The sequence below is a fragment of the Herbaspirillum sp. ST 5-3 genome (genome assembly GCF_004804275.1).
Classification (GTDB): Bacteria; Pseudomonadota; Gammaproteobacteria; order Burkholderiales; family Burkholderiaceae_D; genus Noviherbaspirillum.
Window position 1 is genome coordinate 1 of the sequence record NZ_STGI01000023.1, and the last position, 25,006, is coordinate 25,006.

General features: G+C 54.9%; 23 protein-coding genes and 1 pseudogene. 18 read left to right on the forward strand and 6 right to left on the reverse strand.

Annotated features, from left to right (window positions below; all coding sequences use genetic code 11):
* From E6W33_RS27715 to E6W33_RS26270, 6 genes and pseudogenes are all read left to right on the forward strand, one after another.
* Positions 1-93 (forward strand): annotated as a pseudogene (locus E6W33_RS27715) (ABC transporter ATP-binding protein); the annotation flags it as partial.
* Positions 94-215: 122 nt separating this feature from the next.
* On the forward strand, positions 216-1,865 hold the full coding sequence (locus E6W33_RS26250) for a 3-(methylthio)propionyl-CoA ligase (protein WP_136420341.1): 1,650 nt from the start codon (positions 216-218) through the stop codon (positions 1,863-1,865).
* A 589-nt stretch (positions 1,866-2,454) separates the two neighbouring features.
* Positions 2,455-3,141 (forward strand): hypothetical protein, encoded by a 687-nt coding sequence (locus tag E6W33_RS26255; protein WP_136420342.1) that lies wholly within the window; start codon positions 2,455-2,457, stop codon positions 3,139-3,141.
* On the forward strand, positions 3,138-5,108 hold the full coding sequence (locus E6W33_RS26260) for a hypothetical protein (RefSeq protein WP_136420343.1): 1,971 nt from the start codon (positions 3,138-3,140) through the stop codon (positions 5,106-5,108). The genes E6W33_RS26255 and E6W33_RS26260 overlap by 4 nt, the downstream gene beginning before the upstream one ends.
* On the forward strand, positions 5,108-6,094 hold the full coding sequence (locus E6W33_RS26265; RefSeq protein WP_136420344.1) for an ATP-binding protein: 987 nt from the start codon (positions 5,108-5,110) through the stop codon (positions 6,092-6,094). The genes E6W33_RS26260 and E6W33_RS26265 overlap by 1 nt, the downstream gene beginning before the upstream one ends.
* A gap of 2 nt (positions 6,095-6,096) precedes the next feature.
* A complete protein-coding gene (locus E6W33_RS26270; protein ID WP_136420345.1) occupies positions 6,097-7,413 on the forward strand; it encodes a hypothetical protein in 1,317 nt (438 codons plus the stop codon).
* 337 nt (positions 7,414-7,750) lie between these two features.
* Here the strand turns inward: E6W33_RS26270 and E6W33_RS26275 are convergent, their stop codons facing one another.
* A complete protein-coding gene (locus tag E6W33_RS26275) occupies positions 7,751-8,116 on the reverse strand; it encodes a type II toxin-antitoxin system VapC family toxin (RefSeq protein WP_136420346.1) in 366 nt (121 codons plus the stop codon).
* Positions 8,110-8,322, reverse strand: a complete 213-nt coding sequence (locus tag E6W33_RS26280; protein ID WP_136420347.1) for a ribbon-helix-helix protein, CopG family — start codon at positions 8,320-8,322, stop codon at positions 8,110-8,112. Before E6W33_RS26280 ends, E6W33_RS26275 begins: the two co-directional genes overlap by 7 nt.
* Positions 8,323-8,396: 74 nt before the next feature.
* On the opposite strand from E6W33_RS26280, the gene E6W33_RS26285 reads away from it, so the two are divergent.
* The gene (locus tag E6W33_RS26285) at positions 8,397-8,882 is read left to right on the forward strand and encodes a hypothetical protein (RefSeq protein ID WP_136420348.1); all 486 of its coding nucleotides are present in this window, start codon (positions 8,397-8,399) and stop codon (positions 8,880-8,882) included.
* A 24-nt stretch (positions 8,883-8,906) separates the two neighbouring features.
* Here the strand turns inward: E6W33_RS26285 and E6W33_RS26290 are convergent, their stop codons facing one another.
* Together E6W33_RS26290 and E6W33_RS26295 are read right to left on the reverse strand one after the other, a co-directional pair.
* On the reverse strand, positions 8,907-9,386 hold the full coding sequence (locus E6W33_RS26290; protein ID WP_136420349.1) for an HAD domain-containing protein: 480 nt from the start codon (positions 9,384-9,386) through the stop codon (positions 8,907-8,909).
* Between the two features lie 288 nt (positions 9,387-9,674).
* Entirely contained in the window at positions 9,675-10,640 is a 966-nt protein-coding gene (locus E6W33_RS26295; RefSeq protein ID WP_136420350.1) for a tyrosine-type recombinase/integrase, read from the reverse strand.
* 191 nt (positions 10,641-10,831) lie between these two features.
* Here E6W33_RS26295 and E6W33_RS26300 point away from each other — a divergent pair, with 191 nt between their 5' ends.
* The 8 genes from E6W33_RS26300 (at position 10,832) to E6W33_RS26335 (ending at position 17,686) form a co-directional block, all read left to right on the forward strand.
* Positions 10,832-11,875, forward strand: a complete 1,044-nt coding sequence (locus E6W33_RS26300) for a DNA-binding protein (protein WP_136420351.1) — start codon at positions 10,832-10,834, stop codon at positions 11,873-11,875.
* Between the two features lie 92 nt (positions 11,876-11,967).
* Complete coding sequence (locus E6W33_RS26305; protein ID WP_247869803.1) at positions 11,968-12,855, forward strand: nucleotidyltransferase; 888 nt, start codon at positions 11,968-11,970, stop codon at positions 12,853-12,855.
* On the forward strand, positions 12,833-13,423 hold the full coding sequence (locus tag E6W33_RS26310; RefSeq protein ID WP_136420352.1) for an SLATT domain-containing protein: 591 nt from the start codon (positions 12,833-12,835) through the stop codon (positions 13,421-13,423). Before E6W33_RS26305 ends, E6W33_RS26310 begins: the two co-directional genes overlap by 23 nt.
* A gap of 85 nt (positions 13,424-13,508) precedes the next feature.
* On the forward strand, positions 13,509-14,015 hold the full coding sequence (locus tag E6W33_RS26315) for a hypothetical protein (protein ID WP_136420353.1): 507 nt from the start codon (positions 13,509-13,511) through the stop codon (positions 14,013-14,015).
* Between the two features lie 129 nt (positions 14,016-14,144).
* The gene (locus tag E6W33_RS26320) at positions 14,145-14,978 is read left to right on the forward strand and encodes a hypothetical protein (RefSeq protein ID WP_136420354.1); all 834 of its coding nucleotides are present in this window, start codon (positions 14,145-14,147) and stop codon (positions 14,976-14,978) included.
* A 597-nt stretch (positions 14,979-15,575) separates the two neighbouring features.
* Positions 15,576-15,812, forward strand: a complete 237-nt coding sequence (locus E6W33_RS26325; RefSeq protein WP_168798776.1) for a multiubiquitin domain-containing protein — start codon at positions 15,576-15,578, stop codon at positions 15,810-15,812.
* Complete coding sequence (locus E6W33_RS26330) at positions 15,813-16,229, forward strand: E2/UBC family protein (protein ID WP_136420356.1); 417 nt, start codon at positions 15,813-15,815, stop codon at positions 16,227-16,229. It abuts the gene before it with no gap.
* Entirely contained in the window at positions 16,226-17,686 is a 1,461-nt protein-coding gene (locus tag E6W33_RS26335) for a ThiF family adenylyltransferase (protein WP_136420357.1), read from the forward strand. Before E6W33_RS26330 ends, E6W33_RS26335 begins: the two co-directional genes overlap by 4 nt.
* 900 nt (positions 17,687-18,586) lie before the next feature.
* On the opposite strand, the gene E6W33_RS26340 is transcribed toward E6W33_RS26335, so the two are convergent.
* Positions 18,587-20,749: a carboxy terminal-processing peptidase gene (locus tag E6W33_RS26340; protein ID WP_136420358.1), complete on the reverse strand. Its 2,163-nt coding sequence runs from the start codon at positions 20,747-20,749 to the stop codon at positions 18,587-18,589.
* A gap of 207 nt (positions 20,750-20,956) precedes the next feature.
* The gene (locus E6W33_RS26345) at positions 20,957-21,991 is read right to left on the reverse strand and encodes an AraC family transcriptional regulator (protein ID WP_136420359.1); all 1,035 of its coding nucleotides are present in this window, start codon (positions 21,989-21,991) and stop codon (positions 20,957-20,959) included.
* Positions 21,992-22,244: 253 nt separating this feature from the next.
* Between E6W33_RS26345 and E6W33_RS26350 the strand changes: the two genes are divergently transcribed.
* Genes E6W33_RS26350 through E6W33_RS26360 form a run of 3 tightly spaced genes read left to right on the forward strand, consistent with a single transcriptional unit; the run spans position 22,245 to position 24,974 of the window.
* Positions 22,245-23,162, forward strand: coding sequence for a bile acid:sodium symporter family protein (locus tag E6W33_RS26350; RefSeq protein WP_136420360.1), 918 nt, complete (start codon positions 22,245-22,247; stop codon positions 23,160-23,162).
* Positions 23,159-24,133: an SDR family oxidoreductase gene (locus tag E6W33_RS26355; RefSeq protein WP_136420361.1), complete on the forward strand. Its 975-nt coding sequence runs from the start codon at positions 23,159-23,161 to the stop codon at positions 24,131-24,133. Before E6W33_RS26350 ends, E6W33_RS26355 begins: the two co-directional genes overlap by 4 nt.
* Position 24,134: 1 nt before the next feature.
* A complete protein-coding gene (locus E6W33_RS26360) occupies positions 24,135-24,974 on the forward strand; it encodes an SDR family oxidoreductase (protein WP_136420362.1) in 840 nt (279 codons plus the stop codon).
* Positions 24,975-25,006: the final 32 nt, after the last annotated feature.

A 25,006-nucleotide genomic window follows, 5' to 3' on the forward strand; every position in this document is an offset into this window, starting at 1 on the left:
TATGTGATGGGCCACGGATCCATCGTGTTTGAAGGGACGCCGGACGACTTGCGCAAGAATGCCAACGTGCGCAAGGAGTGGCTCGAAGTCTGAACACTCACACGGCTTCAGTTTTCCCGCACGACCTTGTCCGAGCCATCGTTCGAACCGGTGCGGCGCAACGCAATTGGGATGACGGAGCCATCATTCAACGTAAATCAATAAAACTGAACTACATGTCGCAATATCCGATGAGCCCGGTCATGGGCCAAATGATGAGCCAGCCTTTGCTTACTTCCTGTGTCATTCGGCATGCTGACCGATATCACGGGAATCAAGAGATCGTCTCGCGGCGGGCGGAAGGCGATATCCACCGATACACCTACACGGAATGCCACAGGCGATCCCGTCAAATGGCGAATGCTCTTTCGGGCCTCGGCGTGGAAGTGGGCGATCGGGTGGCAACCTTAGCCTGGAACGGCTATCGCCACATGGAGCTTTACTACGCGATCTCGGGATCCGGTGCGGTAATGCACACCATTAATCCGCGCCTGCATCCGGAGCAGATCGCCTACATCGTCAACCATGCCGAAGACCAGTACCTGTTCTTTGACCTGAATTTGCTGCCGCTGGTAGAGTCCTTTCACGCACACTGCAAGACAGTCAAGGGCTATGTGATGATGTGTGGCCTCAGCAGCATGCCAGACAAGACCAGTATTCCGAACCTGATGTGCTACGAGGCACTGATTGACGCCAGTTCCGAGCTGTATGACTGGTCGCAGTTCGACGAGAATTCCGCCTCCAGCCTGTGCTACACCTCCGGTACCACCGGCAATCCGAAGGGTGTCCTGTATTCGCACCGTTCCACCGTGCTGCATTCCTATGCGTCGGCGATGCCCGATGCACTGAACATTTCCGCACGCGACACCGTGCTGCCGGTGGTGCCGATGTTCCATGTAAACGCCTGGGGACTGCCCTACACCGTACCTATGGTCGGTGCCAAACTGGTGCTTCCGGGTTCTTCGCTCGACGGCAAATCGCTGTACGAACTGTTCGAACAGGAGAAGGTGACTGTCTCCGGAGGCGTGCCGACTGTCTGGCTCGGGCTGCTGAACCACGTCAGTCAGAACAAGCTGAAGTTCTCCACTTTCAAGCGCATGGTGACCGGCGGCTCGGCCTGCCCGCCGGCGATGATGAAGACCTTTCGCAACGACTATGGCGTCGAAGTGCTCCATACCTGGGGCATGACGGAAATGTCGCCGCTCGGCACCGCCTGCACCTTGCAGAGCCATCATCTGGGCCTGCCTGAAGAGCAGAAGCAGGCGATCCTGGAAAAGCAGGGTCACGCAATCTTTGGCGTCGACATGAAGATCGTCGACGATGCCGGCAAGGAGCTGCCTTGGGACGGCCAGACCTACGGCAACCTGCTGGTCAAGGGGCCGTGGGTCATCAACAGCTATTTCAAGGGTGAGGGCGGCGGCGTGCTGCAGGAAGGCTGGTTCCCGACCGGCGATGTCGCCACCATCAGTCCGGACGGGTACATGCAGATCACCGACCGCAGCAAGGACGTGATCAAGTCCGGCGGCGAGTGGATCGGCTCGATTGATCTGGAAAACATAGCGATGGCGCATCCGGCGGTGCAACAGGCGGCATGTGTCGGCGTGTTCCATCCGAAATGGGATGAGCGGCCGTTGCTGGTAGTGGTGAAAAAGCCCGGCGCCGAGGTGAGTAAGGAGGATCTGATCCAGTTCTATGACGGCAAGATCGCAAAGTGGTGGACGCCGGACGATGTCACTTTTGTCGATGCGCTGCCTCTCGGCGCTACCGGCAAGGTCCTGAAAAACAAGGTTCGTGAGCAGTTCAAGGAATACAAACTCCCTGCCTGAGCCAGGCTCCAGGTTTGGAAGAGTGGGGTGCCGAGATGCAGGCCGGCGGCTATGCGCAATGTCCGGCTTCGGCGCTTCTCTCCCAGATAATCGGAGAAACGGTTGCGGGCGCTCGTGCTTCCATCTCAATTTCTCCCTCGCGAGCGGTGAAAGAAGTGGCGCCGTTCGTTAAGACAGTTGCGAACGCTCTTTAGAGCGTGTGCACAAATTTCGCTTTTTCCCGTCATAGTTGAGCCAGGAAACAAAACCTAAAAAAGAGTGAGATTTATGCAAAATAGGTCGCCCTCATTTTCCAATTCTCCAAAGTGGTTTGCATAAAATTCGCAGAAAAAGAAAAACTGCTTCCAAGGCAAAAGAGTGTTCTTGACTTTGTGAAATTTGCTCCTAAAAAAGAAAAACGGCCGGTTGCATGCCGGCCGTTTTCATTTGTGGAGCCCCAACCATGTAAGTTGGTCATTTCGTACGCCCTGTCATCCACCGCCATGGATCCCAGGACAGAATTTCTTACTTGAACACTTTGCACAGTAGTTCGACAAGAGCTCTCTGTCAAGGTTGGGCTTCGTTTAGCTCGACATTTTGGGAGCATGCGATGTCAAAACCAGCGAAGGAGTGGCAAGCTGAATTACGTTCCGCTATCCAGAGGCGCGGACGCCGCAAATATGATGTTTGGACTGGGTATGCACCCAAAGGTGGTTTTTATTTTTCATTGCAAGGCACCCCGAATTACTATCATTTGCTTTGGATGGAGGGCGACCCAAACGTTGTTAGCTACACAATTCCATCTAAAAAGGAAATTGGACGCGGATCCGATGGGCCACAGGGAACAATTCCGGACGCGATTTGCACTCTGCGCTCCAATGAGGTCGAATGGCGTGAGGTTAAGACAGACTCCGACGCTGCTCAGCTCCGAAAAAATAGCTCAGACCAAATACTCGCGCAAATCGACTTGGCGGAGAAATACCAAGCCAAGTGGCGCTTGGTAACGACTGCCGACCTGAACAAGCACAGCGTCCTCATTCAAAACTGGCGCCAAGGGCTGGCATACATCTGGTCCGCCCTCGACTTTGATTTAGCTCCGTTCGAGTACAACGTCCGCTTCGTCGTGATGGACATGCCGAGAACGGTTTCCCAAGTACTGGCATCCTATATTCCTAATCACGAACCTCTTCTTCTTGCGGCGATTTTCCGGCTCGTCCAAAAAGGGGTACTTGACGCCGACCTGTCGAGTAAAGTTTTTGGGTTGGAGACTGTTCTTTATCCGCGGAGGGTGGGATGAGCATCAAAACCGCCTTTCCTCCAGCGCCGCGCCTAGCGCGTCGGAACATCGCACCTGAAGACAGGGAAACTTGGGAGTGGCGCCGTCCAGACACGAGTGGGTGGACGGATGACGAGCGAAAGCGATACCAACGATTCGAAGCGGCTATCGTCGATTACCTTGCCGGAGAAAAAGTCACTCTCATCGAAACAAAATATAGGCTCCGAATCTCACAGGTACAGGAGCAGCTTGCGCGCGCGATGGTAAAGGACGATGAAGGAATTCGGCTGGGCTTCTGCGCGCTCGTCAAATTTCTTCATACGAAGACACAAAACCGGCGAAAGACGCTCCCGACTGGAGCGTACCCGACCGGCCCCCAATGCAAAGGCGGCCTGGTGCATGTGCTCTCCGCTGAAGGGCTGTATCCGGAACTAGAGGCGCGCGTACTGGGAAAAATCAAAGGGCGAAAGGAAAGCAAGGTTTCGATCCTAGCGCTGCAAAAATGGCTTACGGCGACGCTAACCGAGCGAGGCTACAAAAAAGAACAATATCCGTTTAATACGGAAATTCCGTTCTATTCAAGCCTTTCCCGGCTCGTTCAGAAAATCAAAGACCAGAACGCGGCAGAATACATCGCTGCATATGGCGACAAGAACCAAGTTGCGAATATCTCCGTTATGTCGGGCGGCCAACATCGACGCACACGATCGCGGCCCTTTGATGAGGTCGAGATTGACGAGCACAAGCTGCACGGTATTGGTACGGTCCGCATCATCGTCGACGGCATCACAAAAAAAATACCTGCGGAGCGTGCCGTTGGCATCGCAATTGTCGATCGGGGAACCGGTGGCATTCTCGGTGGGGCTGTCTGCCTTAGCCCGGAAGCGAAAGCTGATGCTCTAATCGAAGCAATCCGCTCCGCGGTAATTCCAAATTACGTCGTCGCGCTGCCGAGCGGGAAACCGGCGCCCCCATTCCGTACATGTGATTTCGACCCGAGGCTTGCCGGGTGCGTATGGTCAGCGGCATACATTGACAATGCAAAGATCCATATAAGCGATCAATATCTCGAAGCGACGAAGCGCCTTGGTGCGCAGACCTGCTATGGGCCGCTTGGCAGCTGGAGTGGGCGCCCTCGTATCGAAGGGACTTTTAGCCGGATCGTCAAGGGCAAGTTCGACCGCCTTCCCTCAACGACCGGGCTTGACAAAGGAGGCGGGAGTAGACGACCTCCTGCGGAACAAGCGATTGCCTACGATATCGATCATGATGACCTTTGTCTCGCATTCTACGGCACGCTGGGCGAGATCAATACGGACGTGGCCCATGGTCTGCTCTACCAGACTCCGTTGCATGTCATCGATGATTACTTGAAGAGCGTAGATCATCCAATCCTTCGTCGATTGCCTCCTGCTATGGCTCTGACTCCTGAGATCGGCGAACAGGTGGTTTACCGGCCGGTACGGCAACGTAGCGCGGACAATCCCAACCTGTATGTCAGCTACATGGGCTGCAAATACACGAACGAGGCACTCAGTCGTCGACTCGATTTGTTGGGAGAGCGTATCGCCGTCCATATAGCTCAGAATCTACGCTACCTGAAAGCATTCGAACTGAACGGTCGCCCCCTTGGTCAACTGAAAGCCGACGGTATCTGGGGCATGACAGACCATACGCACGAAATCCGGCGTGCCGTCTTTCGAGATAAGTCCCTCAAGTTCGGCCAGCATGGGCAAAGTCCGGAATTGATCAGCACCATGCTCGCAAAGAAGGCACGCAAGATCTTGACGAAGAACGAGAAGCGTCCTCGTGGTGGCGTCGTTAAAGGCGCAATTGAGCTGCAGAGAATGATGCAGGCGACAGGTATAGCGGAGGTGGTGTTGAAATCCCCGCCAGTTCCCGATGCCGCGCTGGCGACGACAAAATCGGCTGCCGTCAGGGCAAGGGAAGCGCTCTTGGCGCGAGAAAAGCAACGAGGAGGCAAGTAATGGAAGCGCTGCATCATCTACAAGTGCCGGCCGGCCGTTTTCCGACGAGCAAACGCGATTACGAGCTTGTTACTCCGATGATGACGGACCTCTTGGATGTCGTCTCTCTCGAGGTCGAGCGCATGGCTACAGGAGTCGCGATCTATGGGCCGTCGCGCATTGGCAAGTCGAGGGCGATTCAGTATGTTCTTTCTGAGATTAAGAATAAGTATCCCGGCGTGACATGCGTCAATGCAGTCATGGTTGATAGAAAGACGCGCTCCGACTCGCGTTTCTTCAAAGGGTTAGCCACCGATATGCACATGGACATTCCCGTTAGCGGTGATGGCGACGATATCCGAACGGCCATGATTCGACATCTTCTTGTACGTTGCGCGGAAACCCATGATCCTCGTGTTCTTATCGTCCTGGACGAAGCGCAGCGTATCAAACCCTTTGAATATTCCTACGTTATCGATTTGACCAACCATTTGGAAAAATACGGCATATCACCGATCGTGATACTTGTTGGACAGCCCGAATTGCTGGAAAGACGAGATGAACTCATCAGCTTGCGCCGGAGAGATGCGATCGGCCGATTTCTCGAAAATCCGCTCGCTCTTTTCGGTGCCACCTGCGAAGACGATCTCAAGGCCATCCTTTGTCAGCTCGATGACCCAACCAAGATGCAATTTCCGCACGGTAGCAGCACTTGTATTACTGCGGCCTATATCCCGCAGCTGTACTCGCGTGGATTTCGTCTCGGCAACACAGCGCCAATTATGTGGAAGGCAATTGAAACGGCAGCCTCGCAGCTTCAAATTTTTTCACCGGTGATTGGAATGCGCAATCTCACCCAGGCTATCGAAATGGCATTGACATCCCTTGGTGCATCGGGTGAGCCGGAACAAGCCAAATCAGCGACATGGTGGAAGGCGATCTTGCAGGACTCAGGATATCTGAAACACTTGGTCGTCATTTCGGCATCTTCAGTCCCAGGAGGGTAACCATGCCGCTCTCAAAAAGGCGCAGGCGGACGCTTCTTTGGAGTCCAAGACTGGCGCATCCCTTTGAAAGTGACGCATCCTTGCTAGTCAAGCTTGCCTGGATTAACGAGGCTTCTTACATGCAGTTTCAGGCATTCCAGCACAGCATACGAGAAAATTGGGGCGCGGCCCACACGGCCGTGCACGCTAATATGCCGAGCGAGTGGCCGTTGCTGGTCCATCCGCTAGCGAAATTGCTCCCACGGGATGAATTTTCCATCTGCCTTGACTGTTTACAGGCAGGATTTCACTCGGACCTTCCCCAATTATTGGGCATGGAAACATGTCCGATTCACGCTTGTCCGTTTCAACGTCGTTGTACATGGTGTGGAAATCCGATTCAATTTGGCAGACCAGAATTTCGCACAACCTCCATATACGTGTGCCGCTCATGCAGAAAGTCGCTTTCCCCAGAAGGGACCACGTTTTTGGCGAGCATCCGGCGACTGTCAGACGAACGAATACTTGCAGCCTTTGGTCCGTTTCTCGCGGGGCTGACGGACGCCAAGCGCAAGTGCGACGGATACTGGCATGTCCATAAAGGACGTGCGAATCAGATTTACTACTACATGACAGGCTACTGCTCAACTTTTACGAATCGACTTTTGCTCCCGTCAGCCGTCCTCCGCAACCTCTCGGTCGTCGATTACATGCTTCCCGTAGAACCCAATCAGCTTGAAAGTGAATTGGATCGTCTGATGAATTACGATAGCCGCTGGCTGTCCAATGCCGCGGCGCGCGAACAAGGCTCCGCGGATCCCAAGGTTAGAACACCTATAGTCAAGTTTGTTGATGATGCGATGGATTACTGGTGCGGGACAGATCCCGTCAAAGGCGCAATAGCTGTGCGTGAGCAGCTCAGGCATTACATGGCTGGAAGCGCGCGGGTATATCCAGTCGACTATCTGCTGCCGAGGTCGCTTATTCTTCGCGCCGAATGCTATCGTCAACTGCGCCAAATCATTGCGAGCAGTGCCTTGTATCAGATTTTCAAACAATTGCGGTATGCTGAACTGATCGCGGCGTTCCTCCTCTCGAATTCGACTGCCGGGAACCCGGATGCCTCAACCGAGTGGAAGGCGGCATTGGCACGTCGCATGGGCAACTATACGGACAATGTTATCTATTGTGACCGCGTGCGATTAAGAACGGATATCACCTCATGGATTCCTGATTTCCAGTTCCAACCTGTCGGTGAGATGCTTAGATTGCGCGTATTTCGCCTCGGCGGTATACCAACATCAGTTGAGACAACGACAGGCCCGGCAAACCACCATTGATCGCAGCATTCGAAAATGGCGGCCGTTTGATGGGCGCCGCAGGTGCGCGCAGAACTGTGAAATATTCAATAAGTGATGAGGCAAATCGATGGTTTTAAAGCAATTTCGAACACTTACCAATGAATCAAAATGCAATGACCGGTGAGACTTGCTGTGAGATTCGCTGGCAAATTAATTACAGTAAAGCGGGCTCGATTTGGCGGGACGTGTCAGAATTCATTTCGATTCGAAACCGGCAGTTATCAGACGCCCAAGCACTTCGCTTATTGCGTCCGAGATTTCTATCAGTTCAATCTGTGAAAAAGTCGGGCTTTCCATTTCGCTGATTTCCTTGGTGCTATACATGATAGGGAATTCGTATTCCCGGCTCGTCATGCGCAAAGTCTTTGGTGTTGCGTGTTACAAGAATTCGGCCATTTACTTGCGCCGTCGCCCATACAATGGCGTCCGGCAGCTTGACCCGATGTTTCTGACGGATCGCAACAGCGAGATCGCTTACTTTCTCATCAATTGGCAGACTCTGAAAACCGTTCAGAAAGCCACGAATCGTGCTTGCTGTGTCCGGTGTGGCACCCACTAATACCTCCATCCAAGTAATAAGGCTAATTGCCTTATCGGAGTATCTTTCAAGCTCGGCTTTTGCCTGTTCGAACCCGTTCAGATAATCAATCAGGATGTTCGTATCAAACAGCGCTTTTACCATTCTGAGCGCGCCTGTTCTTGATACTCCAATCCGTCAACTTTACGATTCTTCCAAAGGCCAAAGGCATCTACTGCGCTCGGTTTGTTCCTTTCGATATAGGCCGCAATAGCTTGCCGAATCGCCTCAGCACGAGACAATTTCTTTGCCTCGCAAATCACTGTCAAATCATCGATTTGTCTGTCCGGAATATCTACCAAAGCTCGCATTTCAACCTCGCATATCTGATATCCATAGTATATATCATTCATGGAAAGAATAAAGGGGACTTTTCATTCCCCCTTTGCAAGCTTTTCCCGCTTATTTCGTCTCACCAAGTTCAGCGGCGGGTATACAGCGCGATGTGAGCTTTTCAGATGCGACCACCTTTTCGTTCCAGGTAACGCGATCACCTTTTTCAATTATTCGCACCATCGAACTAGCCATCCCGACATTTCGAGATCGATTGACTCATGGATTGCAGGCAGCGGGTAAACAGGTTACGGATGACGATGTTGTCTATGCCTGGACTGACTACTCCGGTGGTCTATGCGCGAACTGGTTAGGGCTTCCGGATGATGATGCAATCTTGCTGACGACTCTGCCAAAGCATCTTCCATCGTCGCCTTCGATTTCGCCCACGACGATTCGGGACGCCTGTGATGGCAGTGGTGACCAAAAGCTGGCAATACCCACTGAATTATTCGACCAGATGGGGTGGAAAGAAAGCGACAGGCTGGCCATCACCAAGTCCGGAACTGAAGAGTTGATCCCACGACGAGTTGACTAAAGTATATTCAGGTATCAATTCACTTTAGCTAGATGTGATTCTCTGCAATCGTTGTCGCAGCGCTTCAGCCGCCGCCTCATCAAAGGCAGTTTCTGGATCTACCCAAAACAAAAAGTCGCAGTTTTCAGAAAATAGTAGTGCCCAGTCATCGATGGCGATAAGTGGCTCATTTTCGCGACCAGCCTCCATTAGCCAGGTACGAATCTCTCTTTCCCTTCGTGCATCCAGACTTGCAGGCATTACTGGCGTTACACCGATAATGCGAGCGGCGATATCAGGCGCAAAGTAACCTCGTAGTGTTTCAAGAGAATTCGTTTCGCGCCATGCCGAGCTGATAACAATCTCGACTTGTGCATACTCCCGCATCACCTTTTCGAAATGGTGTAAGTGCGAAAAGTCGCCGGCAGAGCGCACTGTTCCAGGCGCAAGTGCCCCGATGGTCTCGGGATGCAGGACGCCATCAAAATCTAGAAAAAGAATCACTGCCGGTTCCTTCGCCACCATTTTTCATGTACGAACATGAAATCCATTACAAAAAGGATGGCTGTTACAGCGTCGGTTGACGGTTTAAATTTGCGATACGTGAATATAACAGCTTGCTGCATAGTACCTCCTGCTTATCAGGAGGGTTATGGTCGTACGGAAAATCCGATATGTTCAACGTCAAGCGGAGCACATGAGTAATATTTTGCATTTCGGTCACGTCGGTGCCGCACAGCTTGTGCCGCTGCCCGAAGAACGCCAGCCAGCCGTATAAATATCAGGATCGCTGAATCCGAAAATGTGCGCTGATCAGCGTTCGAGCACCGCCAGCCGCGCGCGCGTCGCCAAGGCCTGCTCGATACGGCGTTGGCCAAACGGGTCGGCCGCCTCAATGTAGCGCATGGCCGACTGGACGTTCTTCCACCCGACATATTCCATCAGCATTTTCAGGTCCCATCCGTTCGACGTGGCCCAGTTGGCGAAACCGCGGCGCAACGAGTGGCTGCTGTACAGGCCGGATGCTGCGATGCCGGAGTCGGCCAGAATAGTCCTCAAGAGCGGCAGCAGGCTGTCGATATGCAATCCCATCTCGTTCACGTGTCCCCAACGGTCGATCGCGCGGAACACAGGACCGGACTTCAACTGGGCAGCCGAAGTCCAGGCGGCGTAGGCTTCGACCGGGCACAGGCGCGACAGGGCAGGGGCCTTGAAGGTGGTGCCCGCGTAGCGCCGGTCGTTTTTCGTTTGCGGGAAATAGCACGTCATGCCTTCGCCCACCACCACCTCGACATGCTCGATCAGCAGACGCGTCAATTCGTCGCCGCGGAAGCCGCGCCAGAAGCCGAGCAGCAGCAGTGCCTTGTTGCGCAAATGGCGCAGTTCGGCGCCGCGGTCGTGCTGACGGCGCGCGATCTCGACGGCCGCATCGAGCCATTCTTCGATCTGCTCCAGGTCGTCGAGCTGCAGCGGTTTGGCCCGCTTTTCTTGGGCCGGATGGAGTGCCTGGATGCCGCGGAAGGTCTTGCGCACGATCGGCGCTTTGGTCGGATCGGGAAAGCCTTGGCTGATATGCCATTGCGCGAGCGCGGCCAGGCGCTGGCGCAGTGTGTTGAGGGCTAGCGTTTCGGCATGATCGGCCAGATAGCGCGCCACGCTGTCAGCGGTGGCTGGCAGGAAGCCGCCCCAGTCCACCTCGAAATGCCGGACGGCAGCTTGATAGCTTTGCCGGGTATTGTCGCGCGTGGCGGCGTCGAGATACTGGTCGAGCTTGCTCATGCGAATTCCTGTAGCAGAGTGAAACCCAAGTTACGGTGTGGGCCGTTCGAAAATGCGGTAATTGAATCATCATACCGGATAACGCTACATTATCCGATCTGTAATTTATTACTTTTTCTTCTTGAAATCTCGCTGTTTATCGTATGTAATTACGTGGTACGTAATATATTACTTTATTTGCAGGAGGTGCCGTGGCGCGCAGCGGACTCTACAAATCGGACGTCAAGAAGGCCCGTGATGCCTTGCTCGTCCAAGGCACGCATCCCTCGGTCGACGCCGTGCGCGTCGCGCTCGGCAATACTGGCTCGAAAACAACCATTCACAAGTACCTGAAAGAGCTGGAAGAAGAAGACGGGGGCGCCGGCGGCCGCAAGGCATCGATCAGCGATGCACTGCAGGATCTGGTGGAACGCCTGGCGGCACGGCTGCAGGACGAGGCGCAGGCCCAAATCGATGCGCTACGCACCGATCACGCCGACAAAGAGCGCCGGCATACCGAAGCGCTGACAGTGGCGCATCAGGAAGTCGAGCAGCTACGCGCGCAGCTTCAGCACCTGGAAACTGGCCTGCAGCAGGAACGGGAAGCGCACGGGCGTACGCGCGATACGCTGCAACAGGAAACGATTGCGCGCCATACCGCCGAGCAGCAAGCCGCCGATCTCCAGGAGCGCTTAGCCGAGAACGAGGCACATCGGAAATCGCTCGAAGAGAAGCATCGGCATGCATACGAAGCCTTGGAACATTACCGGCAATCGGTGAAGGAACAACGCGACCAGGACCAGCGCCGGCATGAGCAGCAACTCCAGCAACTGCAGGCCGACTTGCGTCAGGCCCAACAGACGATCGTCGTCAAGCAGGAAGAGATAACGCGCCTGAATCAGGACGGTGCGCGCCTGATCGCGGAACTGACGCACACGCGCCAGTCCCTGCACGATGCACAGGAACACGGCCGCCGGACGGCCCAAAAGCTTGAACAGTTGCAGGCCGTCGAACAGCAAAACGCCGCGCTGGCAAAACAGGTCGCCGATCAGGAAGTGCAGGAGCAAGCACTGCGGCAGCAGCTGGCGATCGCCTCGGAAAAGAGCGAACATCAGTCCGCGCAGATGCGCACGCTGGAACTGGCCCTGGCGCAGTCGCAAGCCAAGGTCGAGACGCAGCAGGGCATTCTCGCCGAATTGCGCGCGTATCTCGATGCGCGGGAACCGCCGAAAGCCGGCAAAAATGCGGCTGCCTGAGACGGCGAAGGGCAAAATAGCCCGACCGCCCCTCAAAGCGGCTGAAATGACTTTTCCAAGTCTCTGCACTATCATGCAGGATTGCTATCAGGATGGAGTTTGCTTTGGGTGTAGGGGAATGGTTTGCAACGTTTTGCGCGAATCTGTCGGTGACGAATGGCGGTGTCATTTCGACGCGCTATCGAGCGATCACGCGGCGCCTGAACACCGACTACTGGGAAACCAATTCCGAAGATACCCATAGCCTGTATGTGGGTTCCTACGGTCGCAATACCGCGATCCATGGCATCAGCGATGTGGACATGGTGTTCCAGCTTCCTTACTACGTTTACCAGCAATACGATGCCTACGCAGGTAATGGGCAATCCGCCTTGTTGCAGGCGGTGCGGGAATCCATCAAACGCACCTATTCGGTTACGTCCATCGGCGCGGACGGCCAAGTAGTTTGTGTGCCGTTCACCGATGGCATTACGTTTGAGTTGCTGCCAGGCTTCTTGAATACGGACGGTGGCTACACCTTCCCCGACGCCAATGGCGGTGGTTCCTGGCGAGTCACCAATCCACGTGCAGAAATTGCCGCCATGCGCAATCGGAATAACGCGTGCAACGGCAACCTAATTCCGTTGTGCCGGATGATGCGTGAATGGAAAAACCGCTGGAGCGTACCTGTTTCGGGCCTGCTAATCGATACGCTGGCCTACCAGTTCATCGAAAAGTGGGAATATCGCGACCGGTCGTTTTTGTACTACGACCTGATGTGCCGTGAATTCTTCGATTTTCTCGCATTGCAGGATGAGAACCAGCAATTTTGGCGGGCACCTGGCAGTGGCCAATACGTCTGGAAGACCGGTAATTTCCAGTACAAGGCCCGGCGCTGCTATAACATCACGACCGACGCGCTGAACTACCAGAATAACAACCAGGATTGGTCCGCAAAAAAACAGTGGAGGGAAATCTTTGGAACTGCATTCCCAGACTAGCGATACTCCAGAGTCGCGCCGTTTGCTCGAGGCACAGCTGCGCGAGTGCTTCGGACGCGTCGTGTATTCCCATAAGACGCACGAAAAGTGCGCTGACATCCTGCTAGCCCGGCTGGCAATGATCAAGCTATGGCAAATGATCCTGTCTGCCGTCACGACCGGCGGCTTCATTGCGACTGTGTTTGACGAAGGCTATACGGCCGCCATGCTTGGCGCCGCCGTCTCGACGATTCTACTGGTGCTCAACGCCTATACCAAGGACTACGACCTGGGCGAGCTGGCACAGAAGCATCGCCAGGCTGCGGCTGATTTGTGGCTCATTCGTGAGCGTTACCTGTCCCTGATTACCGACTTGGCCATGGGCGAAAAAACCATCGAGCTGATGCAAGTCGAACGAGATGTCTTGCTTAAGGACCTGCATGCCGTTTATAGCGGCGCACCCAGCACGACCTATGAAGCCTATCGCAAGGCACAGAAGGCGCTGCAGGAATGCGAGGATTTGACGTTCTCCGATGAAGAGATCGACGCATTCCTGCCTAAAGCGTTAAAGCGTTCACCCTCGCGCTGAAAAGAAGGGTGGCGCAATAAACCTGACAATACTCAAATTACTGAATTCGGGCGGAAGACACGAAGGTCGGTGTGAGGAGCATCGCATGTGGGATGGTGTAAAGTCGTTGATTGGCGAAATTCAGTTATGTGAAAAAGTTGGAGCGACGGCGGCCTCCATAGCAATGGCGTTCATTTGTATTGATACGATGACGCGCCTGTCACTGCCGGCAGATCGGGAAACACAAACCCGAGCCGACTTTATCGACTGGGTGGAAAAATACTTGGTCGCACATCCTGACCAGCCTTATCAATATCGTGGCGTTGACGTGTATGGGGCACGATGTTCCGTGCTACACACGTTCGCCTCCGTTGCACAATTCCACGAAAATAATCCGGACGTGAAGTGGTTTGCGTATCACGACGGTGGTGAGCATAAGTACGATCCGGCCGTCAGCGCCCATTTGGTAATGATCGGTACAGCGTCCTTTCTCAACGATGTTATCCATGCTGTTCAGACCTTTATGCAGGCATGCATGGCAGACGGTGAACTGCGACAACGGGTGGAAACACGCTTGCCGCAGCTGCTCAATACGATACCGTTTAAGCAATAGCGTCGACGTGTAGCGCACAAAGAAGCACGTCCCATCGGTCGATCGCACCGGGAGCTATTCAGCGCCTGCCGGTAATTGCAGACGGCAGAGCTGAGGTCAATTTACGACTGCTTTTGTGAGGATTTAGAAATGGGGCAAGCGAAGATCAAACAGCGCACGGCATTTGCGCCGCAGCTTATCGAAGAATGGGAGGCCAACGATTGTGTTAACTTCGCCGTTGGACTGGCGCGGCTGACCGGGTGGCTACTGCACGTGGACTGGTGGTCGACATCGACAGAACACAGGGATGACATTCCGCTCGACCAACTTAAGCCATTAAGGGTGTATGTGGCGAATAACCACGATCAGATTTTCGATGTTCGCGGGACCAAGTCCATTCGCGAGTTCAGCGAGAAGATACTGTTCAAATTGATTCGCACGCGCGGGTTAGGGAATGGGGGGGTGTACACTCGGTACTACGACGAAGCAAAGCTCTCTTCGCTGCCTCTACGATGCCACCCCAATGAAGCAGAGATTGCGCGCGCAATCGAGGAGATTCGGGCTAATTCTCACTTTCTTGCTGCGATCCCCGCAAGGATGCAACCCTGTATTCCAGCGCATAAAGCAGCCCAGTACTCGTACGGCCATTGTGCAGCGTTTGCTGAAGCGATGGGTGAACTGACCGGATTGCAGCCGGCAGCTCTCTTGGCGGTAAGATTTTCGCCGCTATTTGAAAATACTCGGCGCAGTGAAAGTGGCTTTTTCCATAGCGTGGTTCTGCATCCAGACGGAATGGCCGAGGACGTTTGGGGAAAATCCTCGGTCGAAGATATAGCGAGCCGTTTCGGGGTGATCGAATTCAAGGTTAGCAACGATGAGCATCGCCGGGTCGTCGAGAAAATTCGACAGTCATCCAATGACGTCTACGAGACGGTACGAAAGGACGCCATGGACCTGATACAAGCGTATCGTCTTCGCAACTAAACGGACGTTCTAGGTTCCGTATTTTTTATTCAGGTCAATGGGTTAGGTATGTTTTTGCTAAAAAAACCGTAATCCCGGCCGACCCTCAGCAGCAGGCTACCGCGCTTACCGGGTCAGCCACCAACTTGTGAAGTCCACCAGATCCGCGTGCCGGCAAGGGACCCATACTAGGTCATCGCAGAGATTCGGCGGACCGTTCGGCTTGCGCAGCACAGGCGCTAAGTGGATAGCTACTGGAATGCAGCGTAGATAAGAAAGGAAATCGTCGCCGAATGCCACCAGCTTCAAGTCGTGCGGCACGGCGGCCTGGTGGGATTATCCGTGTGCGTGACCCTGTATAAAACATCAGCTAATTCTTGCAATTACCAACTCTCGGTTTTATACTCAAACTACTAGATGCGGTCTGCCTTTTGGCTCAATGCCCAACATCTAGTGAGTGGGACCACGTTTACGTATCAGATAAAGGCTTCGCCTCTAGCGGGTATGTCAGGTTGGGTAGTGGAGTAACTGCTGGGCAAGCGGCAGCGTGCGCAGCGTTCTAGAGTTGCTGCCAAATCGTTTAATGATTCTCCTGACCGTTATCGAAAAGGACAACCAGTGAAAAAGTATCACTTCAAGATCGAAAACGACACCTACGACTGGCCAAACCAGATAATCACCGGTGCCGAAGTACGCGGCGTCGGCCCCGGAATACCTGAAAGCATGGACCTATTCATCAAGCGAAAAGGAAAAGCAGGCGTCCTTGTTGCCAACACGGACAAATTTGATTTGGACGAGCCTGGCATCGAGAAGTTTTACGCGCAAGACGCAAGTTCTGAGGCGGGTGAGGCATAAATGTCGCTACTCTTCGATAGCGATTACGAGTATTTGAAGGAGGTCGGACAGGAGTATGTCGAAGACGAGGCATCGCGCTTCTTGATCCTGAAACGTTTTCCTCTCCCAAATGGTGTATTCAAAGTCGGAGAGATTCCGTCCACTTCCGTAGATGTTCTCTACATTATTCCGCCAAACTACAACACCGAGGGCGGAGACATGTTTTGGTTGAATTGTCGACTAGAGCGCGTAGACGGAAAGCCCATCCCAAACATCAGCGGCCCTGGAGAGGATAGTCGAACCCACGACGGAGTCGAATACCTTCGCTGGTCGCGGCATTGGCATAACAAGCCTTGGCGCCCAAAAAACGACAATATTGAGCAAATCATCAGTCGTTTAACTTGGGCATTCGCAAACCCAGATGCAAAGCGTACGTGAGCGCACGAATCACTTTCACGGCGCGCCAAAACGCGCGTCTCAAAAACTGGCTCGAGAGCCATCCGGAAGGACATGAGCGTGCGGCATTGACCCTATTCAGGAAACTGGACAGGAAGGTTGCTGATCTCGACGCTTCTCCACGATTTGTCTGCGTCGACGTTCTCGAACTAAAGGATGAATGGATCGTTAGCAGCTCAGAGACACACGTCCGAATCAACATGCGAATGCTGCCCGAGATCTACCTGCGGTGCGAGCTTGAAGAGTTGGAATTGGGTTTTGTTCATAGTCATCCGAAAGGCGCACACGGCTTTTCACGAATCGATGATTTGAATGAACAGAACATTTTGCGGGGCTACGCGGGCTGCAATGGCACGTCCGTGACATTCGTCGCGCTGATGCTCTGTGAACGACATTGGCATGCGCGCACGCGTTCGGGGGCGTCGCCTGCTGAATCGACTCCGGCCCGACACGTGGCAGTGCTTTCGGATGGTATAGAGCTTCATCTTGCCGCCTCGACCGCGATCGAGGGAGAACTCGTTGCGCTTGCACGGCAGGAGTCCGCATTCGGCAAACCATTCAATCGCAAGCTGCAATCGCTTCGTGCCGTTGTGATTGGTGCTGGCGGAACAGGATCGGCGCTCGCCACGATGTTGGCACGCTGTGGGATAGGCGAGTTGGTTATCGTCGACGGCGACCAATTGGAAACGACCAATCTGAATCGCGTTCGCGGATTCCGTGCAGCCGAAGTAGGGCAGAACAAGGCAGAAACTTTGGCCAACTATATTGATACATTGGGTCTATCATGCTCGGTTACACATATTCCAGAATTCGTCGATAAATCGCCCGCTGCTGTAGACGCGATTGCGACCGCGGATATCTTATTTGGATGTACTGACGACGTCAGCGGACGGGATGTGCTCAACCAGGCAATGTACTATTACTGTTTGCCATATATAGACGTTGGTCTCACAGGTCGAATTGATTCCGACGAAAAAGGTGACCCGTACCTGCGTGATCACCGCGGCCGGATTAGCGTGATTATTCCTGACAGTGGTGCTTGCTTGCGCTGCCAACGAGTGGTTACGGAGGATAAGCTTGCGTTCGAACGTGCCGTGCGCGCACGTCCAGACTTACTAAGATTGGACAAGGAAACATTAATGCGCGAGTACTATTTGAAGGGCGGCGGGGAGGCGGCCCCGGGAGTTGGCCCATTTACAAGCATGGTCGCGGACTTCGCTGTTTCAACACTGATGAACTTGATCCGTGGGTATCGAAAACTTGCCACTGATTTCATGGCGGACAACGTCTGGATCGACTTTGTCCATCTCAGCTTCTACAGCATCGACAATCCGTCACAACCTGATTGTTTCTGTTGTGGTGAGTCGGGATTATTAAATGCGCCCGAAAATGGTTATCGGTTAGGAATGCCGGCTCTCGGGAAAATTTCCAAAACATGAGCATTTTTTCCATTCTGACCACGTGGTTAAAGAGGAAGGCTAAAGACCTACCTGTACCGGCTGATTCGCCACGAGGCACAACCAATTCGCGTCGCGACTTACCTCCGATTCACTTTGCATCCGTTTCGACAATCCCCAAGGTACTTCCTAACGAAGGCGTGGAGCCTGGACGCTTCTACGTTGTTGCTCATAACGACAATCTTTATTGGGCGCTTTTTCGTTGCCCAGATGGTTGCGGCGACGTTATATCCTTGCCGCTTCGCGCACCCCACAATCCACGTTGGTCTGTTCAAGCAAATTCTGCAGGGCGCGTCACTCTCAAGCCTTCAGTTTGGCGGAACCAAGGCTGTAAGGCCCATTTCATTTTGGAAGATGGCCGTATTTTCTGGTGCAATGATTCCGGCATAGAGCCGTCACTGGCTAGACCAGACATTTATCGACGTAGATAGTATGCAACGCCAGCTTCCATGAGCACTTGCCATCGAAAGTTGTGGGGAAAATAGAAGTGGGGGGGAAATTGTTCCCACAACGAAGTAGAAGTCGCGTTTCCCAGCACCCGACTAAGAGATTGGTTGCACAAATATCGCAGAAGCTGCGATTCAAACTCGCTACAAAATTGCACAACTCTCACAGAATCCGAAATATTTTCGCATCACGAAATTTGCGAAAATTGTGCGAGAAAACGAGTGAGAATTATGCAAACGCTCTATTCGCTTCAACGGACGTTCGAGGCCAGTACAGGCCGGGTTTTCTGTCAGCACCGAATTTGACATAATACAAATTATGCGAACATACGGACGCGACGGAAATCGGTGCCGCGACATGAAGACTTGCTCGCGTATCAGCATCTTCAGACTGATGCGCGAGCAAGTGAATGTGGAATCCCACCACTACGCCGGACTATCGAAGAGTCGCGCTCGACCCGCCAGCACGGGCCGTGGTGCCGGCTTGCAGTAGCGCCGTGTCCGAGACAATATGTGCCGCCTCGATCAACCAGATGTCCTTCGCGTTCTTCTGCGATTCGCCAGCCACCGATTCATCGTCGGGATCGCGCTCGTCCAACGATCTCGTATCGAGCTGTTTGCTCGGCTTCACGGCGGCCGCGTCGCCCTTGAGCGCAGCCTTTCCGCCGTCGCGACCGGCGCCACTATTCGCCTCGCGTAATTTGAGCTGGGCGGCGCGCTTGCTGCGTTCCTCCGCACGCTCGGCCTCATTGAGAGAGACCAAAGCCTTCGCGCGCATCGCTCTGAGTTCATTGATATCTTCCAGGAGGTACTGGAAATCCTTGTCTTTGGCGACGCGTGATGCATGGCGGTTTTTCAGCTGCGAAAGGATGCTCGAGACGTCACCCAAAGGTTTGTAGCCGGCAGGCTCGATTTGCGTCCAGGGCAGCGCATTGTCGTAACTGGATTCGCCAATGTGTTCCGTATCGGAGATCGGCGGGAAACCGACGTCCGGCGTTACACCACGCAATTGTGTCGTTCCGCCGTTAATCCGGAAAAACTGTGCGATGGTCATTTTCAGTTCACCGAACTCCGGCTTCTGGTGCTGGGCCAGTTGATCAAGACTGACGATCGATTGGACTGTGCCCTTGCCGAAGCTTTGTTCGCCGATGATGATGCCTCGGCCGTAGTCCTGGATCGCAGCAGCAAATATTTCGGATGCGGACGCAGAGCCGCGGTTGACCAAAACACCAAGCGGGCCATCCCAGACGGGCTTTGGCGCATCGCTATTGTCGACTTTCACCTGGCCCTGCGCATTGCGTTCCTGCAGTACCGGCCCCGCGCCGGTAAATACGCCGGTCAAGGCCACCGCTTCATCGAGCGCGCCACCGCCATTGTTCCGCAGGTCGATCAACAGCGCATCGACATTCTCTTGCTTGAGCTCTTCCACCAGGCGTTTGACGTCGCGTGTCGTGCTTCTGAAGTCCTTGTCGCCTTTATGCCTGGCCTCGAAGTCCTGATAAAAGCCTGGCAGCGATATGACGCCGACGCGACGGGTGATACCTCCCTCGTTAACTTCAATAACGGATTTCCTGGCTGCCTGCTGTTCCAGGCTGATCTTGTTACGCACCAGGGTGATCAGCTTGTGCTTGCCGTCAGGACCGGCATTGGCGGGAAGCACGTCCAGGCGCACCGTGGAACCCTTGGGGCCGCGAATCAAGTCCACCACTTCATCCAGACGGGTACCGACGATGTCGACGATTGCGCCGCCCTTCTCCTGCCCCACGCCGACAATGCGATCGCCGGCCTGCAGCTTGCCCGACAGCGCCGCGGGTCCGCCAGGCACCAATTCACGGATCGTCGTGTATTCGTCCTTTTCCTGAAGCACGGCGCCAATACCCAACAGCGACAGTTTCATGGCAATGTCGAAGTTGGAAGACGCCGCCACGCCGAAGTAATCGGTATGCGGATCGACTGCCGTCGCAAACGCATCCAGGAATACCTGGAATACATCCTCGCTCTTGTATTTGGAGACGCGCGACGCGAGACTGCCGTAGCGCTTGTCGAGCGTCGCACGGATTGTTGCGTTCTTCTTGCCGGTGAGCTTCAGTTGCAGCCAGTCGTTCTTGACGCGCTTGCGCCATAGTTCATGCACTTCCTCATCGCTCTGCGGAAACTGCGCCTTGTCGCGGTCGAACTGGAAGCTCTCGTGCTTTGTGAAATCAAAGCCTTTTTTCAGCAAGTCGCGCGCATCTGCCATACGTTCCGTGACGCGTCGCTCGTACAGGTTAAAAATGTCAAAGGCGGCACGCAAGTCACCGTGCTCGACTTCTTCTCCAAGCTTGGGACGTACATCGGCAAAGCGATCGATGTCTGCTTGCAGGAAGAAGTATTTTCCCGGATCCAGCGCTTTGAAATAGTGCTGAAAAATGCGCTCCGACATGGCCGCGTCGAGCTGGGCGGGTTGATAAGGGAAGCGCTTGAGAAGCTGTGCGGTGATCTGCGCCGTCTGAACCTGTGTCTGCGATGGCGCCAGCATCGGCGTGGTGGCCGGTTGCAAGGCGGCGGCGTTGAGCGCTACGCCAAAAACCAGTGCTGTGAAAAGCAGTTTGAACTTCATGCGACCCCTCGTATCATCATTTACCGAATATTGAATCATGGCACTCCGGCCAGCCGGTCGAACTTTACCATTCATGGACAGCCGAAGATTTGCGGAATTCGACTGCTCTGCCTTTTTTGCTCCTGCACTACGGACCGGGTGAATTGGCAGTCCGCCAATGATTCCTTCTGGCAAAAACAAACTTTTCCTCAAGCAAGCCTTGGCTGATCAGGGAATGCCCGACCGAAATTCACCGGGTGTCCTTCCGGTCCACTTCTTGAATGCGTGGCGAAAGTTGGCAGCGTCGCTGAACCCGAGAGATACCGCGATATCATCCGTGCTCATTCGGGTCTTGCGCAAGTAATCGATCGCGAGCTGCTTGCGCACATCGGTGAGGATGCTTTGATATGAAGTATCCTGCGCCTGCAATTTTCTGCGCAGCGTGCGAGACGTCATGTGCAGTTGCCCGGCGACTGCCTCGACATCCGGAAAATGCCCCGGCCGCTCCATCAGCAGGTTAAAAACCGTGCCGGCCAAGCCGGATGAAGCCTTCAGTTCCGTGAGCAATTGATCACAGGTTTCGCGCACCAGTGCGGCGGTAATCGGGTTGGCGAAAGCCAGCTTCTGCTCCAGCCAATCTTGACTGAAGCGCAGCTCATTGCGCGGCTGCGCGAATCGGACCGGACATCTTAACAAGACTTCATACTCTGCTGCATTCGGCGGCGCCGGATAGACAGTGCGTATCTCGACCGGGTTCACCGGCCGCCCCAAAATATCGCTATGCAAGGACAACAGAGTGCCAAGCTGAAATTCAAGCACGAATCGAAACAGTGCACTGTCCGTGCCGAGCGAAAGCGCATCCGACAATTCCCAGACGGCAGCGCCGGCGTCTTCCGTGAAGCGCAATCCGACGAGCGGGGCGGCGAGAGGCCGGTACTTGAGCGCAAAGTCGATGGCGTCCCGCGGCGTGGGACTGCTCAGGAGAGCGTAGCCGTACAGGCCGAAATGGGTGACGTGGATCCTCTTCCCCGCCTTGATCGCAACGCCCGGATCCCTTGAGAGACGGAGCGCATTGCGGCAAACGGCCAGAAGCTGGCGCGCAGAAATGCGCGTTTCGGGCGCACGGACCTGCAGCGGGTCAATGCCGCTGCCCGCAAGGACGTCTTCAGGCTTGACGCTCTCCTCGCCCAGAATGTCGACCAGAACGGCGATCTTGTGCGGCGGCTCGATCCGGTCGTCTCTGCCGGGAAACGACTGCTCCATTTCGATCTGTCCCTCTTCCCTCTTCTATTTGCGTCCGGTAATACGGTTGCGCGGTTTTAGGCCGAGTCTAGCATGCGTGTCCGTTTTGCACACCCCCTCGCATTTCTCGCGCGGCTGCTCATGACGAATGTCCGCCGCGCACAGGTTTTGGCCATCTACAACCTGTCGGCCTCGACAGATTTGCAGCAAAATCGCTTCACAAACCGATAAAAACGAGGAGACATACCATGCGCGCTGATAAGGACGCTCAGCGATGATGCACATTGATCAAGTGCATCTCAATTTCAATCCACAGTCCTTGCTGGCACTGAATTTCGTTCTGGCACTCGTCATGTTCGGCGTGGCGCTGGACCTGAAGCTGTCGGATTTCAAACAGGCCTTCCGCACGCCGAAGGCACTCGCGATCGGACTGTTTGGGCATCACATTCTGTTCCCTGCCGCCACCTATCTGTTGATACTGGCGCTCGATCCGCTACCCTCCATCGCACTCGGCATGCTGCTCGTTTCATCCTGCCCGGCTGGTCATATTTCGAATTTCTTTACGTATCGAGCCGGAGGCAATGCCGCTTTGTCGGTATCGATCAGCACCCTGTCGACGGTGGGCGCCGTGTTCATGATGCCGATCAATGTCGCATTCTGGGCTAACCAGCATGCAGGCATGCGAGCCATCTTGCGCGATTTTTCCCTTGACCCCTGGTCGATGCTGCTTGAGGTTGGCCTGTTGCTGGGTGTTCCGCTGGTGCTGGGACTGATCATTTCGCATCGCTTTCCAACAATGGCGGCACGGCTGCTCAAACCGATGCGTGTCTTTTCCCTTGGCGTGTTCGCGGTGTTCGTGTCGGGAGCGCTGCTGGCCAACTGGAAGTTTTTCCTCGCCTATGGCCCCATGGTGGTGGGCATCGTGTTCATCCACAACGCCTGCGCGCTGAGCAGCGGCTATGGGTTCGGAAAGCTATTCGGCCTTGCCGAGCGGGACTGCCGCGCGGTCGCCTTCGAAACCGGCATACAGAATTCCGGCCTCGGCCTGGTCCTCATCTTCAACTTTTTCGGCGGTCTCGGCGGCATGGCCATCGTCACCGCCTGGTGGGGCATCTGGCATATTTTTGCCGGTATGGCTTTGTCGACATACTGGATGAAAAAGCCGGTACAAGCCGCAAAGGTGCGTGCATGACGGCCAATTCCATCCTGGTGACCGGCGCCGGTGGATACATCGGCCGACAACTGATCGACGCGCTTTCCGCAAGATGGATTGCCGGGAAGTCTCTCACCATCGTCGCAACCGACATTCGAGACACGCCAAGGACGGAACAACGGCCGGGCGTGATCTATTTGAAGGCTGATGTCCGCGCCCCTGAATTGGCGACCATCTTCCGAGAACATCAGGTAGACACGGTGGTCCATCTTGCTTCCATCGTCACGCCCGGCAAAAAAAGCGATCGCGCTTTTGAATACAGCGTGGATGTCGAGGGAACGGCAAACGTGCTGGACGCTTGCGTGGCCGCCCGTGTTGGCCACATCGTCATCTCTTCAAGCGGCGCCGCCTACGGTTACCACGCCGACAATCCTGCCTGGTTGTCCGAGACCGATCCACTCCGGGGAAACCGGGAATTTGCCTATTCCTGGCACAAGCGCCTGGTCGAAGAAATGCTCAGTGAGTATCGCCAGCAGCACCCCGAATTGAAGCAAACCATCTTCCGCATCGGCACCATTCTGGGCGATACCGTCCGGAACCAGATCACCGACTTGTTTGAAAAACCGCGCCTGATCGGCGTGCGCGGATCGGACAGCCCCTTCGTATTCATTTGGGACCAGGATGTGGTCGGCGCGATCCTCCACGCGATCGACAGCGGCAAAGGCGGCATCTTCAACCTGGCCGGTGACGGCGCCCTGTCCATCCATGCGCTTGCCGCCCGGCTTGGGAAGCCCCTCATGTCATTGCCTGCATGGGCGATTGCATCGGCACTACGCGTTCTGAAGGTCTTCCGGCTGACCCAGTATGGCCCCGAACAGGTCAATTTCCTGCGCTATCGCCCCGTACTTGATAATCGCCGCCTCAAAGAGGAATTCGGCTATTCGCCAGAAAAAACCTCGGCAGCGGTATTTGACTACTGGCTGCAGTCGCGCACGATGCGCAAGGAGTGACATGGAAACAATCGACTACTCCGGGAAGAATGTCGTCGTCACCGGCGCGGCCGGCGGACTGGGGCATGCGCTGTGCGAGAGATTTGCCGCGGCTGGCGCCAATGTGGCCCTCGTCGATGTGGATGGGGTGGCAGCGAGAGCCGCGGCCAACCGCTTACGCGCATCCGGATTAATGAAGGTGATCGACATGCAATGCGACGTCACCGATCCGGCTGCCTGCAATCACGCGATGCAGGCGGTCATCGACACGTTCGGCGGTATTGACGTTCTGATCAACAACGCCGGCATTGCTCACCGCAGTCTGCTGCGCGACACCAGCATCTCCGTGCTTCGGCGAGTGATGGATGTGAATTTCTTCGGTGCCGTGCATTGCACGCAAGCGGCACTCTCGTCGATTTGCGAGCGGCGCGGACAGGTCGTGGTCATTTCGAGCATTGCCGGTTTTTCCCCATTGTTCGGGCGGACCGGCTATAGCGCAAGCAAGCACGCGCTGCACGGTTTCTTCGACAGCTTGCGGAGTGAAGTGGAAGACGACGGAGTCGATATCTCCATCATCTGCCCCAGCTTTGTTGCAACCGGCATCGAACGCGCCGCACTCGGCGGCGATGGCGGCCCCGCCACACTTCCCCGCAATGCCGTCGGCGGCGAGATGAGTGCTGCCGATATGGCCGACCGGATATACCACGCCGCACGCCGACGCCGGCAATTGCACCTGCCAGGCTTGCTCGCCAATGCAGCCTGGTGGATCAGCCGCCTTGCACCGGCCACTTTCGCGCGCCAGATGAAACGCCGCGTCACCTCGAACGGTTTACCCCAACAATCCATCAATAACGTCCCATGAGCTCCCGATCGTATCGCTTATTTGCACTGGCT